This window comes from Dysgonomonas sp. GY617 (genome assembly GCF_015233815.1).
Lineage (GTDB): Bacteria > Bacteroidota > Bacteroidia > Bacteroidales > Dysgonomonadaceae > Dysgonomonas_A.
The window spans coordinates 615,934-631,057 of the sequence record NZ_JADCLR010000029.1 but is presented as its reverse complement, the minus strand read 5'-3'; the positions used below and the strand labels follow the sequence as shown (position 1 = coordinate 631,057).

Genomic DNA, 15,124 nt, shown 5'->3' with positions numbered 1-15,124 from the left:
AACGAGAAACTTTTCTCTGATATAATTCTAAAAAAAGTGGGCTGTTCCAATAAGAACAGCCCACTTTTTAGTTACATTTATATACTATAAAGTACTACTTGAGGTACAAATTCAATATCATTACTCAGTTGCTGTTGGACAGTTCCATGAGAATTGGCTGGTAACCCTATGACCGGAGTAATCCTTACAAACAACTCTTCATTCTGGCTTCTATACCCTGCATACAATGAGGTCGTAAATGTAATAACATCGCCTTCTATTGCTTCCATATAATATTCGATAGAATCCAAAGACACCGCTGGTGTTCCCCGCAATATTAGATAAACATATATACTAGCTAGTCCCGGACGCTTAGTCCAAACCGACTTAACATTATATGACCACCAACGTACTGTTAATAGATATCTCCCATTTTGTGGTATAATAATCTTAGCATTCAACATCATCTCTTGACCACCTCCGTATGTAAAACTTTGCCCCGGTATTGCTGTAAAAGATTGTGTATAAGACGGTGGCTGATCGGTCCAACGAGCAACACCATTAGGTCCCGATTCTAATACTTTTGCTGACATAGTTGAGCCATCAAGAATACGTAAAGGAGGTATCCCTTGCAATTGGCTATCGGCTATATCCAAACGAGCCGTAGGATTCAATGTACCAACTCCTATATATCCTCTCGAATCGAACACCACATCATTTAATACCTGAGATGCCGCAGGTGTATCTACACCATTATCGCCTGCACCATCTACATGAAAGAGTGCCATTGGTCGATCTAAATTAATACCGATTTGTCCCGACACAGAAGAAATTCCAAAAATCAGGACTACTACTATAACTATATGTTTCATTGTCTATTTTTTTATTTTCAAACTCTATAAAAGAAAACAGATGTATTACTTAAATCCAAAGTCCAAGAGACTGCCGCATTAGATGGCATAACAGTAAGAATCAGGCGATCTCCTGTTTTCATTCCACTAGCTTTAAATACTACATAAGTTGAGAATTTTTGATTATCGACAACACCTACATAAAACTCTACACCATCGACCTTCGTGCTTGTATTATTTTTATATAGCTTGATAGTTCCATTCATCCTATTAAGACCTGCTGTTGTCTTAAACAAACCCGTCAAGCGGATCATAACTATATAATCGGCATCTTCACTAATTAAGATATTATCTAAACCTGAATCGAAAACCAAACGAGTTTCAACTTTCGAGGCTATTGCAGCAGTAGGAGACGTTACATCCAATCTATATCCTCCGCTCCCTTTTAACATACCCCATTTTGCGTATCCCTCTTTATTTCCCAGAAGAATCATACCATAATTTTCGCCACCATCGACCATACGAAAAGCTCCATAGAGTTGATCGGAACTCACATCAACTTTAGCCTGAGGTGTCACAACAGACATTCCTGCACCCAAAGCCCCACGACCATCTACAATAACATCGTTCTTTAGCTGACTTGCACTTAACGACGAAGTATTATCTTTTGCTCCATCCAAATGAAATATACCCTTTCCGTCGGATGTATTTATACCTACCTGAGCATTTATTAATATGCATAGATTCAGCAGTGTACAAACTACTGTAATAAATTTATATTTCATTGTTTTTAAATATTATAAACCATTATACTTGGATAATATATCTGATTAGTTAGCGAACCTTCATTTAATCCTGCCCCTGTTTGCCAATTAAGACCATCCATCGGCTTCAACCTTAAATAGAGTTGTTCTCCGGCAATTAATTTTGCTCCGAATAAGCTTACAGTAAAACAAAATCTACCGGTTGCAATGGAAACATAATAAGTAGTATTATCCAGAACCTCACCATTAATTCTGCATAGCTGTATATCCAAAGCACCAATAGTCATAACACCTGATGGTGCTCCAATAGCATTTCCCCACCAACGCAGTGTTACAATATAATTACCTTCTTTGGGTATCGTTATCTTGGGATATTTCGGTGTATTAATTTCAGCAGGAAGCTCGGTATACACTCCTGCCGGAAAAACCCGAGGCGTAGTAGAATAATAAACTACACCATTGGGTTCGGGCTTATCAACCCATGAACCAAAACCTAAGTCATTTGACGTTAAGTACTTTTTATCTCCCTCCGAACCATCGGCAATACGAATAGGATACATGTTACTATTTGACGAATCAATATGCAACTTTGCAGTAGGTGTTAAAGTTCCCACCCCGATACTACCATTACTATCAATTACAATATCATCCGCCATATCAGAAGCAGAGATAGTGGTTGACGATGTGTTATTTCCTTTTGCATCAATATGAAACACACTTTTAGTGTAAGGAAATTTGGTATTAATACCCACCTGAGAATGGCACAAGCCAATGGATAGCAAACTGAAAATAAACAGAAAATATCTCTTCATCGTAGTTTTATTTATACAATTGTTATTTAAATAGTTAGTGTGACATAAAAAGAGCAGCAACATGTAATCGCTACATATCACTGCCGGACATAGTTGTGCCATAGGCAAGCTTTTAGCTCGCATAGAGTTTGAACGACAACAACAAAACAAATCTGCTACGCGATAAAGACTACCGGTACAACTATTAATATATTTATTGGGGTTTTTATTATTGGATAGAAATCCGTATTTTACAGGAGAACGAAAATAAAAACGGAGAAATCCGTCAAAACTATTTTTTAAATCTGTAGGCGTACAAGTTAACTCTCTCTCTCTCTCTCTCTCTCTCTCTCTCTCTCTAATATTTTAGCACAGAAATCAAAATCTAAAAAGTTAAATTTCAGACTGTTGCGAGTTATATCATTTGTTAATTCATTAACCATTTCAGGACGTAAAGAGTTATTTACCAAGGGCAAATATAAAACATTAAACTTAATAACAAAAATTATTTAAGATTTTATCATATTTAGACAAAGCGAACCTTTATAAAATAATATAAGGTCACTTAGTTAAATAAGTAACCTTATATTAATAGGGTTGCTCAATTATTTCAAGCGATATTTCTTTTCCTTGTACATATAATCTGCTGCAATAACATGCCCCAAAGCATCCTTTGCCAATTCAGTCTCTAATTTCATCGGGACAAGTGTAGTATCGTTCTTTATTTCAAATTGCAAAGGTTCCTTATTGGGTTGCATAATCACCACCTTATTCTCCACTCTAAAAGCATTAATATCATAGAACTGCATAATTGCACGACCAGCTATACTATCTGATAATTCCAGCACATTGCGTCCTGCCATAGGAGTTTCGACCTTCATGCCCATCATACTTAACAATGTGGGTGGTATATCTATCTGACTCGACAGTTTATCACACTTCACACCTTGTGGAACATTGGGTCCCAAGATCAGAGCCGGAATACGAAATTTATTGATAGGTACTAAATTTTTACCATAAGTACGAGTATTATGATCGGCAACCACTACAAATATGGTATTCTTAAAGTAATCTTCCTGTTTTGCTAATTCAAAGAATTTACCAATCGCAAAGTCTGCATATTTTATTGCATTGTGTACTGTCTTCTTGGGTTGTTCATAAAGCTCTATTCGCCCGTCTGGAAATTCAAATGGATCGTGATTAGAACTTGAAAACATAAATGAAAAGAACGGTTTATCGCCCATGCTTTTAAAATACTCATTTGCTTTTATGACCAGATCTTCATCCGAATATCCCCATGTTCCTTTAAAAGCATATTTTGTTGCATCTTTATCGAATACCGTTTCATCTATAATATTATCGAAACCATTCCCATTAAAGAAAGACCCCATATTATCGAAGTTTGCCATTCCTCCATAAATGAAACTAGTATTATAACCTGCCTGCTTCAACAAAGCTCCCAGCGTAAAGAAGTCTGTTTGAGCACCACTCAATTTCACCACACTTTCCGATGGAGATGGTAAAAAGCCAGTAGCAACAGCTTCTATACCTCTCACACTTCTTGTTCCTGTACTATAAAGCCTAGTAAATAAAAATCCCTCTTTCGACAGTTTATCCAATTCGGGAGTAAGAGGCATTCCACCTAATGCTCCAACAAACTCAGCTCCCAAACTTTCTTGTAAAAATATAACCAGATTGTATGGTCTGCTCAATAAAGTATCAGGCTTTTGCACATGCATTAATGATAGATTACCATCTGTAAAATCGGTATCTGCAACATTCATATATTTTCTCACACGTGTAATAGCTTCTTCCGAATCCATTTTTCCGTACATCTTACTCGCATCCACTTCATTCTTCAAACCATAAGCTGCGTAAAAAAGAGTGTATGTAGAATTCAAACCTAGACAGTTAGTTAACTGATCGTTTGAAAACATCGCGTTACTAGGATTAATAGGTCGTTTGCTCGTCAAACTACCTCTAGCTCCCCAAAACAGAAAGAAGCCGATTAAAGGAAACAACAGCAACATATATTTATATTCTGTCGGGCGTACTGTAAATAGTCTACCTCCTTTTTTAAAGCCGAAACAGAGAGCAATGATCGAAAGTACCACCACTGCAACTACAGTCCAAATACGCCCCTTAAATAACATGGTAGCAACTTCTTTGGGGTATATAAGATATTCAAGAAACAGTTTATTAGGACGCGTATCGTATTGATTGATGAAATCGGGACTGACAATCTCCATAAAGAATATCAAAAACAAGAATAGAACACAATATGCTGTTAAAAATCGACTGGCATACTTCGCTAATTTGTCTGGAACTAAGAATAAAAACAGGGATGGTATAAACGAAAGATATGAGATGAGAATTAAATCAAACCTTAATCCAACAGGAAATATTTCCCAATAGTTCTCAACGACTTCAACCCGTTCTTTATACATAAGGAACAGAACAATGCGGCTGACAGTAGTTATCAATAATGCTATAAATACAAAGTTTAGCAAAGGCTTGAGGAATTGCAGCTTTTTCATGTTATATAGATTGATCGATTATAAGACTTAATAAATAAAGGGCATCTAAAATTAATAGATACCCTTGTATTTTTATAGTAAAGTAATCACTTATTTACAATGCATTTTCTTTGATAAGATATTCAGCTATCTGTACAGCATTTAAAGCCGCACCTTTTTTGATCTGATCGCTTACCGACCAAAACGACAATCCGTTAGGATTACTGATATCTTTTCGGATACGTCCTATATATACAGGGTCTTTTCCTGCAACATGAAGAGGCATCGGATATTCTTTTTTCTCAGGATTATCTTGTAGGATAATTCCATTGCCTTCGCTGAAAGCTTTACGAGCTTCTTCCATCGAAATAGGTTTTTCTGTTTCTACCCAAGTAGCTTCAGAGTGAGCACGTATAACAGGAACACGCACACAAGTTGCACTCACTTCAATATCTGAATGCATTATCTTACGAGTTTCATGATACATTTTCATCTCCTCTTTAGTATAACCGTTCTCGGTAAACACATCTACCTGAGGTATTACATTGTATGCCAATTGAGCTACAAACTTCTCAACAACAACGGGCTCATTATTCACAATTTGTTTAAACTGATTTTCCAACTCGTCCATAGCAGTTGCACCGGCTCCCGAAGCTGCCTGATAAGTAGCAACATGCACACGCTTGATATGTGATAACTCTTCGATAGGCTTCAATGCAACTACCAACTGAATTGTCGTACAGTTAGGATTTGCAATAATATTACGTGGACGCACTTTTGCATCCTCACCATTTACTTCGGGCACAACCAATGGAACATCTTTATCCATACGGAATGCACTAGAATTATCAATCATCACAGTACCATGTTTTGTAATGGTAGAAGCAAATTCTACTGAAGCACTTCCTCCTGCCGAAACAAAAGCAATATCTATTCCCTTAAAATCATCGTTATGCTTCAGTTCTTTCACCATGTACTTCTTACCCTTGAAGGTATATTCTTTTCCTGCACTACGGCCAGAACCAAACAAGACTAATTCATCAAACGGGAAATTGCGTTCGTCAAGAACTCTTAAAAATTCTTGTCCGACAGCACCACTTACGCCAACAATAGCAATTTTCATTTTTTGTAGAGAATTTGAATAAATAATATTTCGTTTATCAATGGGCTTCTTGTACCAAAACGGACATAGAAACCCAATATGCAAATATATAAAATTTTATTCCTCTGAGTTATACCAAAATAGATAATTATAAAGTCTCACTCCTTTTTATTACTCCAACAGGTATAAGTACAAGTAAATTAGCGACCTAATTGGAACATTTCGGCTAATAACTCATAAGAATGTAATCGGTCTTCAAACTTCTCAGCATAAGTTACAAGCATTATTTCATCTACTTGATAATCTTCTGCCAAGCCGATCAATTTTTCTTTCATCACTTCAGGTGTTGCAAATATCGTTCTCGCTCTGTTTACTTTAATCCTTTGTAACTCAAACTCAGAATAAGGCATATTCTCAATATCTTCATACAATACAGGAGCTAGACCTCCGCCACGTTCCAGTTGAATAAATCGGTAATCCATTACAGCCTGTTGTTTTCTTACGACTTCTTCATCCTCATTGCAGAATGCAAATATGGCAACATTAGCCTGCGGTGTTTTCAGATCCTCCGAAGGTCTAAAGTTCTTCCGATATGCTTTAATTATATCTGCACCTAAATACGGATTTATAAATTGTGCATACGACAATGCCATTCCAAAATGAGCAGCAATTGTACCACTTTCACCACTCGAAGTCAACAACCAACGATGAGGCACAGTGGGTATAGAAGGGTATGCTTTTACTTTACGATAGACCGTATCTTTTCCATCAGCATCATGAAAGAAATTATCCAAGTCATAAAGTTGTTGTATAAAATCCTGCTCATCAAAACGATTACTCGGGTTGAGCAATGAGGCTGTCAATCTGTCTGTACCGGGGGCTCTGCCAATTCCCATATCTATCCGATTGGGATACAGAGCTTCAAGGAGTCTGAAATTTTCGGACATCTTCAATGCACTATGGTTGGGCAACATAATGCCACCCGAACCAATGCGTATATGCTTTGTATGATTGGCTAAATGAGCTATTAAGATTTCGGGCGAAGTTCCTGCCAGACTTTCAGCATTATGATGTTCCGATACCCAGAAGCGCGTATATCCCAATCGATCCGTAAGTTCAGCTAGCTGAGTTGTTTCCATCAAAGCTTCCGAAGCCGTTTTATTCTTATTGATAGGTGACTGATCGAGTACACTTAACTTTATTCTTTTTTGTTCCATAATTTTTAAAATCTCATTAATAGTAACTCATTCAATAGTTGTGCCAAAGATGATAGATTCCATCAATATCTAAGAATAATCAAACTTATATTATTGATGATCCTACAACCTTTAAATATATTGGATATTTTTAACTTGCTCGTTTTCTAACCCAGATTATTATTCCTATTTTTAAACTTTCAGTGAAAAAATAAAAATCATTAGTCCCCTTATAAATATATGCAGAATATATCAGATATAAAACGGTTCCAATTTAAAGATACTTCGTTTGCAAGTTTGATGAACAAGCGTATCTACAATATACTACTTATAGCAACTAAATACGACATTTTCATTCTTGAAGAGGATGGTCGTGTAGATGAGCAAATATTTGATGAATACACATCTCTCAATCTGCGCTACCCTCCTCGATTCACTCAAGTATCTACAGCAGAAGATGCATTTAATCATCTCAAAGAAAATCACTATGAATTGGTTATTTATATGCCAAACATGGATGATGCCGATATGTTTGCAACAGCAAGAGAGATCAAAAGGCTGTATTCTGATATTCCGTTAGTCGTATTAACCGCTTTTTCTAAAGAGGTATCAAAACGCTTTTCGACAGAAGACCTTACTTTTGCCGACTATGTTTTTAGTTGGTTAGGTAATTCTAACTTACTGCTGGCAATTATTAAACTGATAGAAGACTCAATGAATGTGGAACACGACACCGAAATGGTAGGCGTACAAATTATACTGCTAGTTGAAGACTCCATACGTTTTTACTCATCCGCACTATCCGCATTATTTAAGATAGTACTTAAAGAATCGCGAGAGTTTTCGAAAGAAGCTCTTAATGAGCATCAGAAGATGTTACGTATGCGAGGCAGACCAAAAATTCTACTGGCACGCAGCTACGAAGAAGCCGCCGTTATATACACTCAGTATAAAGATAACATATTAGGTATAGTTACCGATATGAGCTATATGCATGGAGGCGTCAAAGAAAAACTGGCCGGTTACAACCTTGCTAAATGGATAAAAGGACAAGACAGATTCCTACCTATTATATTCAATTCGTCAGAAGAAAGTAATAGAGCTTATGCCGATGAAATTTCGTGCAGTTTTATTGATAAAAACTCAAAAAGCTACCCGCTTGATCTACGCACTCAGATTGTAGAACAATTCGGATTCGGCGATTTCATTATAATAGACCCTGATACAAAAGAAGAAATTGTCCGCATAAAGAATCTGAAAGATTTACAGAAATCGATATTAACGATACCCGATAAATCTTTAGCCTACCATATGTCTCACAATCATTTCTCTAGATTCTTGTATTCCAGAGCGATGTTTCCTATTGCCGAGACACTAAAGAAAATAGATGTAAATGATCTTTCAAATATAGAAGAAGCCCGAAAAATCATTTATGATACAATAGTCGAATATCGTAGGATGAAAAACTCAGGAGTAATTGCCGTCTTCGAGAAAGATCGCTTTGATGAGTTTTCTAATTTCGCACGTATTGGCAACGGTTCACTTGGAGGAAAAGGTAGAGGTCTAGCATTTCTTGGAAATATCGTAAAGACAAACTTTGAACTAAATGAGAATCCCAACTTCCCCGTATTACTACCCAAAACAGTAGTACTCTGTACCGATATTTTTGACGATTTCATGGAATCAAACAATCTGTATCCGATAGCATTGTCTGATAAAAGTGATGAAGAGATCCTTCAACATTTTCTAGATGCCGATTTGCCGGAGAGTCTCGATGATGATTTTCTAACCTTCTTCGAAGCAGTTAAATCACCCTTAGCCATACGATCATCAAGCTTACTTGAAGATTCCTACTATCAACCATTTGCAGGCATATACTCAACATATATGGTTCCTGTATTGGAAGACAAGCACAAGATGATACAATCGGTAAAAGCGGCTGTAAAATCGGTCTACGCATCAGTTTTCTATGCTGATAGCAAATCGTATATGACTGCAACTCAAAATCTGATCGATCAAGAGAAAATGGGGATCGTTTTGCAAGAAGTTGTTGGTAGCAGATACGGCAATCGCTTCTATCCTACCATGTCTGGCGTAACACGCTCTCTCAACTTTTACCCTATCGGACACGAAAAAGCAGAAGAAGGTATAGCCAATATAGCATTGGGTCTTGGAAAGTACATTGTAGACGGAGGTACTACTTTAAGATTTTCGCCCTACCATCCAAACAATATTTTACAATTAAGCTCTGTTGACTTTGCCTTAAGAGAAACTCAAAGACAGTTCTATGCTCTCGACATGGAAGATATCACGCAGGAGTTTTCCATCAATGATGGCTTCAACCTATTGAAATTAAACGTAAATGATGCCATTGCTGATGACTCCATTCGTTTTATCGTTTCCACATTTGATCCCGTTGATCAAACCATATATGAAGGTTTTTACGAAGGAGGACGTAAGATTATATCTTTTGCGAATATCCTTCAGCATGAATTGTTTCCATTAGCTACTGTACTCCAAAAAGTATTGAGCATTACTCAGTTTGAAATGGGACGAGCAGTGGAAATAGAATTTGCTGTCAATCTGAAGAATAAAGACGAAGCAATCTTCTATTTATTACAAATCCGCCCCATTGTTCAGAACAAAGAAGTACTTAATGAAGACCTTCTTAAAATACCGATAGAAGATACTGTCCTTACATCAAATAACGCTCTAGGCAACGGCATTACAGATGATGTATATGATATTATATATGTAAAAACTGCCAATTTCAATGCCTCTAATAATCAATTATTAGCTTATGAAATAGAAAAGCTAAATAAACAGTTTATGGAAGAAGACAGAGGTTATATTTTAGTAGGCCCCGGAAGATGGGGCAGCAGCGATTCATGGCTGGGAATACCCGTTAAATGGCCTCATATAAGCAATGCTAGATTATTGGTTGAGTCAGGTCTCGAAAACTATCGCATAGAGCCAAGCCAAGGCACGCACTTCTTTCAGAACCTCACTTCTTTTGGAGTAGGCTATTTCACGATCAATTCGTATTTAGATGGAGAAGGTACTTTTGACGAATCATATCTCAACAGCTTGCCTGCATTATACGAATCGGATGCAATCAGACATGTAAGATTCTCAAATCCTTTAGTGATAAAAATAAACGGAAAGAAAAAATACGGAGTCGTATTAAAAGGATAAGTAAAATAGAAAAAGCCACTTCAATGAAGTGGCTTTTTCTATTTATTATAATTTAATCTAATAGATTATAGTATACCTTGTGCCATCATAGCTTTTGCCACTTTCATGAAGCCTGCAATATTTGCACCTTTCACATAGTTTACAAAACCATCAGCATCTTTTCCATATTTCGAGCAATTCTCATGAATATCAGACATAATTGTCTTTAGTCTACTATCCACTTCTTCAATAGTCCAGCTCAAACGTGCTGAATTTTGAGACATCTCCAAGCCTGATACAGATACACCACCTGCATTAGCTGCTTTACCCGGAGCATACAATATTTTTGCATCCAAAAATACGTTTACCGCCTCAGGAGTAGATGGCATATTAGCACCTTCCGATACAGCAACAATACCATTAGCAACAAGAGCTTTAGCATCATCCCCATTCAATTCATTTTGAGTCGCCGAAGGCAATGCAATATCAGCCACTTCACCCCAAGGGCGTCCACCAGCCACAAACTTACAGTTATATTTTTCTGCGTATTCTTTAATACGTCCTCTATAAAGATCCTTAAGCTCTTTCACATACTCCAATTTCTCAAGAGTGATACCCTCTGGATCATAGATATATCCATCCGAATCAGAAAGAGTCATAGGAATGGCTCCCAACTCTATAAGCTTCTCACAAGTATATTGAGCCACATTTCCAGAACCAGACACTAAACATTTCTTACCCTTAATATCTATATTACGAGTTTTCAACATCTCCAGTAAGAAATATACATTTCCATATCCGGTTGCCTCAGGACGAATCAACGATCCTCCAAAAGTTAAACCTTTACCAGTAAAAGTTCCAGTAAACTCACGAGCCAGTTTTTTATACATACCAAACATGAAACCAACTTCACGTCCACCAACACCTATATCTCCAGCAGGCACATCTGTATCAGGACCAATATGTCTCCAAAGTTCCGTTACAAATGCTTGACAGAATCTCATTATCTCAGCATTCGACTTTCCTTTCGGATTAAAATCCGATCCACCTTTTCCACCACCCATAGGTAAAGTAGTTAATGAATTCTTGAAAGTTTGTTCAAATGCTAAGAATTTAAGAATTGATAAGTTTACGGAAGAGTGAAAACGTATACCCCCTTTATATGGACCTATCGCATTACTGTGTTGTACTCGATACCCCATGTTCACATGCACTTGTCCTTTATCATCTACCCATGTTACACGGAAAGAAAAAATACGCTCCGGAATACAAAGCCTTTCAATAAGATTAGCTTTTTCAAATTCTGGATGTTGATTATATACTTCTTCAATAGATTCTAAAACTTCATGTACTGCTTGATGATATTCAGGCTCATTCGGAAATCGTCGCTTTAATTCTGATAAGGTTTGTTCTGTTTTCATCTAATAAAATATTATTCGGTTTATTAATTTGAGAGATAAGTCTGATAAAGATAGTTTGTTTTCAAGAGACTCGCAAATATTGAGTTATGATATATAATATTTTATATAATATTAAAACGTCATTTTTAATTCAAAAACAATAGACAAAAGACATTTCGTATATTACAAAAACATTAAGACTAAAGACAGAAATAACAAATAGTTGTCACAATATGACATATTTACTAAAGAAACATGAATAAAAAGAAAGATATAAACCAGAATGATATCATATAAAGATTTTCAATGTTAAAATATCACACAAACATCCTTTAATTTGTTTTACCTGAGAAAATTTTGTATATTTGCATCATAAATCTACAGACAGAATATACCATGAATTAAAAACATAGGTGTGTTCTGTCTTTTTTTTATTTAGGTTAGGTTACAATTACGGTTATCAAAAGATTGTTTTATTTTAAAATTTTAGGTTATGAAACGTTTATTTATTTTAGCAGTTGCTCTTTTTTCATTAAGTTCTATTTCTTTCGCAGCAGATGGCAACTATGCATTCCTTTCAAAATTAAATGAGAAGGAAAAATTCAACGGACTGGTAAATTATTTGGGAGCAGATTACGAACAACAAAGATATTTGAAAGAAATATTCGAATTATCTTCTCAAAAAATGGAAAAAGCTTCTCGTAGTGGAGCCGATTCGGACAAAGAAGTAAAAAGAGCATTAGCTTTTAACTTAGCAAATACAAAAAGCGTACTGTCTGCAGAACAATACAAAAAGTATTTGATAGTATTGAATATGACTTCTATTAACAGCAATAACACCGCTTTAGTAGCTGAAAAATAAATTCTACACTAAGTAGATTAGGATTAAAAGCCGCATAAAAGATTATCTTTTATGCGGCTTTCTTTTTTCATATCTCTCTGTCGGAAAAAATAGAAATCAACTAAGATACTATTGATCTTTAGTTCATTCTAAAACAAGAACAAATCAGATCAAAAACAAAAGAAGCTACCCTAAGGCAGCTTCTTTCTATTTTATATTCTACGCTAATATTATTGAGCGAAGAAAATAGCAACACGGTTCCATGCATTTTCTTTGTATGGTTGTTCAGAAGAACCTTTCCATTCAATTTTGATGCGGTCGCTACTGATTTTGTATTTATCAGTAAGAACTTTAGCAACGTTTCTTGCACGTCTTTCAGACAGTTTAAGATTGTATTCTGCTGTACCTGTTAATTTATCAGCATAACCAATGATCTTAATCTTAGCATCTGGATTAGATTTCAAGAATTGAGCAGTGTTATAGATACTAACTTCTTGATTGTTATCAATGTTAGCACTATTTAGACGGAAGAATACTACATTAGGAATGTAAGTATCAGGAGAAACTGCAGATGGAGCTGCTACCTCTGGGCATGGTACTGCTGGAGGACAGTTTGGTTTGCGATTTCTCAAATCGTCGTTTTCTCTTCTCAATTTGTTGATTTGACCGTTCAAGTCATTAAGTAAATCTGTGTCCATAAGAACAGCTTCTTCGAATCCAGATTTTCCTACTTTTAGGATAAGACCTGCAGTACCTGTAGCGATTCCATTCCAATGAGTTTTACCTTGAGGACCTCTATCAAATCTTCTTTCAACAATAAATCCACCTACTTCAGCAAATGCAGATAATTTATCTGTAATTCTGAATGTATTCAATAAACTAGCATTGAATGTAGGACCATTGAATCCACGTTGTTTGAATTTGTCTTCGAAACGGTGATCATAACCAACACCTACAGTAGGGATAAAGTTATAAAAACGATTCTCATTGTATTTACCCAAGTAATTTGTTACGTTGAACATGAAGTCAACAGTAGCATTTACGTGAGTCATGCTGTACATGTTTTGTCCTTCATTTCCACTGAAAGTATGGATTTTACCACCTTGACCACGGAAACGTACTCCTAAGTATGGATTGAACCATTTTCCAACGAAAACCGAAGGATTAACAGTCATACGATCTAAGAAATCTGCATGTTGATCACCTGGACCAAAATAAACACTAGCACCAGCACCAGCACCGACAAACCAGTTATCCCAGAATCCGTTACGAGCGAAAGTTGCTTTTCTTCCTGCTTCAGCACTAACTCCGCTTTCTTGAGCAGTAGCACTTATGCCAGCAAGAGCTAAACACAAAAGTAAACTTACCTTTTTCATAATCAATTAATTATAGTTAAACAGTTAAATTCTTATTTTTTAGTATTTTCATACCAATTATAAATCAAGTTTACGCCTTCATCAATTTCCACCTTATGCTTCCATCCTAAAGAATGTAACTTAGAAACGTCTGTCAGCTTCTTGATGGTTCCATCAGGTTTTTCGGTATTAAACCACAAGCGACCTTTAAAACCAACTATTTTTTGTACTAGCAAAGCTAGTTCTTTTATCGAAATATCCGTACCCGTACCAACATTAATATGAGTATTTCGAATTTCCTTATCTATTGTAACATTTATTAAGTCCAAAAAGTTCACAGACTCCATGACATGAATCGTAGCATCAGCCATATCTTCACTCCAAAGAAACTCTCTCATGGGCCTTCCTGATCCCCAAATCTCAATTTTCACATCTTGATCTGAAGCTTGACTTATTCCGTACTTATTTAACATAGATAAGATTTCAGATTCACTAGATTTTTCATCAACATTTTCAATTGGTCTTTGCTTAAAATCTAATCTGATCAAATCCCATTCTTTATCCTCCAAACATTTCCCTAGATACATTTTCCGTATCAAAGCTGGAAGAACATGTGATTTCTCTAAATCAAAGTTATCATTAGGTCCGTATAAATTAGTTGGCATTACCGACAAAAAATTAGTTCCATATTGAATATTATAACTTTCACACATTTTTATTCCTGCGATCTTAGCTATAGCATATGGTTCATTTGTATATTCCAATGGAGAAGTCAACAGCGAGTCTTCCGACATTGGCTGAGGGGCTTCTTTGGGATAAATACAAGTACTACCTAAAAATACTAATTTATTTACTTTATTCAAATAAGCTTGATGAATAACATTATTTTGAATCATCAAGTTTTCATAAATAAAATCTGCTCTATATTTATCATTAGCAATAATACCTCCAACTTTAGCCGCCGCTAAAATGACGTATTCAGGCTTTTCTTCTTCAAAGAAACGAGCAACAGCTGATTGATCTTTTAAATCAAGTTCAGAATGAGTACGCAACACAAAGTTAGTATATCCTCGACTTTTAAGATTCTTCAAAATAGCCGATCCTACTAATCCCCGATGTCCTGCGATATATATTTTTGAAGATTTATCAATCATT

Annotated in this window: 11 protein-coding genes; 2 read left to right on the top strand and 9 right to left on the bottom strand. The window is 35.9% G+C overall.

Features of this window, described 5'->3' with window-relative positions:
- Window positions 1–77: 77 nt before the first annotated feature.
- From IR022_RS18495 to IR022_RS18470, 6 genes are all read right to left on the bottom strand, one after another.
- A complete protein-coding gene (locus IR022_RS18495) occupies window positions 78–851 on the bottom strand; it encodes a hypothetical protein (protein WP_194204839.1) in 774 nt (257 codons plus the stop codon).
- A 17-nt stretch (window positions 852–868) separates the two neighbouring features.
- The gene (locus IR022_RS18490; RefSeq protein ID WP_194204838.1) at window positions 869–1,615 is read right to left on the bottom strand and encodes a hypothetical protein; all 747 of its coding nucleotides are present in this window, start codon (window positions 1,613–1,615) and stop codon (window positions 869–871) included.
- Between the two features lie 5 nt (window positions 1,616–1,620).
- Window positions 1,621–2,406 (bottom strand): hypothetical protein, encoded by a 786-nt coding sequence (locus tag IR022_RS18485; RefSeq protein ID WP_194204837.1) that lies wholly within the window; start codon window positions 2,404–2,406, stop codon window positions 1,621–1,623.
- Between the two features lie 584 nt (window positions 2,407–2,990).
- Window positions 2,991–4,922 carry an LTA synthase family protein gene (locus IR022_RS18480; RefSeq protein ID WP_194204836.1) on the bottom strand — a complete coding sequence of 644 codons (1,932 nt, stop codon included), beginning with the start codon at window positions 4,920–4,922 and terminating at the stop codon, window positions 2,991–2,993.
- 94 nt (window positions 4,923–5,016) lie between these two features.
- Window positions 5,017–6,024: an aspartate-semialdehyde dehydrogenase gene (locus tag IR022_RS18475; protein ID WP_194204835.1), complete on the bottom strand. Its 1,008-nt coding sequence runs from the start codon at window positions 6,022–6,024 to the stop codon at window positions 5,017–5,019.
- A gap of 179 nt (window positions 6,025–6,203) precedes the next feature.
- Window positions 6,204–7,220 carry an LLM class flavin-dependent oxidoreductase gene (locus tag IR022_RS18470; RefSeq protein ID WP_194204834.1) on the bottom strand — a complete coding sequence of 339 codons (1,017 nt, stop codon included), beginning with the start codon at window positions 7,218–7,220 and terminating at the stop codon, window positions 6,204–6,206.
- Between the two features lie 219 nt (window positions 7,221–7,439).
- On the opposite strand from IR022_RS18470, the gene IR022_RS18465 reads away from it, so the two are divergent.
- Window positions 7,440–10,394 carry a PEP/pyruvate-binding domain-containing protein gene (locus IR022_RS18465; protein ID WP_194204833.1) on the top strand — a complete coding sequence of 985 codons (2,955 nt, stop codon included), beginning with the start codon at window positions 7,440–7,442 and terminating at the stop codon, window positions 10,392–10,394.
- A 65-nt stretch (window positions 10,395–10,459) separates the two neighbouring features.
- Here the strand turns inward: IR022_RS18465 and IR022_RS18460 are convergent, their stop codons facing one another.
- Window positions 10,460–11,794, bottom strand: coding sequence for an NADP-specific glutamate dehydrogenase (locus tag IR022_RS18460; RefSeq protein WP_050710594.1), 1,335 nt, complete (start codon window positions 11,792–11,794; stop codon window positions 10,460–10,462).
- 472 nt (window positions 11,795–12,266) lie between these two features.
- Between IR022_RS18460 and IR022_RS18455 the strand changes: the two genes are divergently transcribed.
- On the top strand, window positions 12,267–12,635 hold the full coding sequence (locus tag IR022_RS18455) for a hypothetical protein (RefSeq protein WP_050708737.1): 369 nt from the start codon (window positions 12,267–12,269) through the stop codon (window positions 12,633–12,635).
- A gap of 209 nt (window positions 12,636–12,844) precedes the next feature.
- Here the strand turns inward: IR022_RS18455 and IR022_RS18450 are convergent, their stop codons facing one another.
- Together IR022_RS18450 and IR022_RS18445 are read right to left on the bottom strand one after the other, a co-directional pair.
- On the bottom strand, window positions 12,845–13,990 hold the full coding sequence (locus tag IR022_RS18450; protein WP_194204832.1) for an OmpA family protein: 1,146 nt from the start codon (window positions 13,988–13,990) through the stop codon (window positions 12,845–12,847).
- 32 nt (window positions 13,991–14,022) lie between these two features.
- A complete protein-coding gene (locus IR022_RS18445; protein WP_317174096.1) occupies window positions 14,023–15,120 on the bottom strand; it encodes a GDP-L-fucose synthase in 1,098 nt (365 codons plus the stop codon).
- Window positions 15,121–15,124 lie beyond the last annotated feature (4 nt).

Coding starts and splice junctions, on each gene's coding strand:
- IR022_RS18485 (WP_194204837.1), bottom strand. CDS start 2,406: ATGAAGAGATATTTTCTGTTTATTTTCAGTTTGCTATCCATTGGCTTG.
- IR022_RS18475 (WP_194204835.1), bottom strand. CDS start 6,024: ATGAAAATTGCTATTGTTGGCGTAAGTGGTGCTGTCGGACAAGAATTT.
- IR022_RS18490 (WP_194204838.1), bottom strand. CDS start 1,615: ATGAAATATAAATTTATTACAGTAGTTTGTACACTGCTGAATCTATGC.
- IR022_RS18460 (WP_050710594.1), bottom strand. CDS start 11,794: ATGAAAACAGAACAAACCTTATCAGAATTAAAGCGACGATTTCCGAAT.
- IR022_RS18480 (WP_194204836.1), bottom strand. CDS start 4,922: ATGAAAAAGCTGCAATTCCTCAAGCCTTTGCTAAACTTTGTATTTATA.
- IR022_RS18495 (WP_194204839.1), bottom strand. CDS start 851: ATGAAACATATAGTTATAGTAGTAGTCCTGATTTTTGGAATTTCTTCT.
- IR022_RS18455 (WP_050708737.1), top strand. CDS start 12,267: ATGAAACGTTTATTTATTTTAGCAGTTGCTCTTTTTTCATTAAGTTCT.
- IR022_RS18470 (WP_194204834.1), bottom strand. CDS start 7,220: ATGGAACAAAAAAGAATAAAGTTAAGTGTACTCGATCAGTCACCTATC.
- IR022_RS18450 (WP_194204832.1), bottom strand. CDS start 13,990: ATGAAAAAGGTAAGTTTACTTTTGTGTTTAGCTCTTGCTGGCATAAGT.
- IR022_RS18465 (WP_194204833.1), top strand. CDS start 7,440: ATGCAGAATATATCAGATATAAAACGGTTCCAATTTAAAGATACTTCG.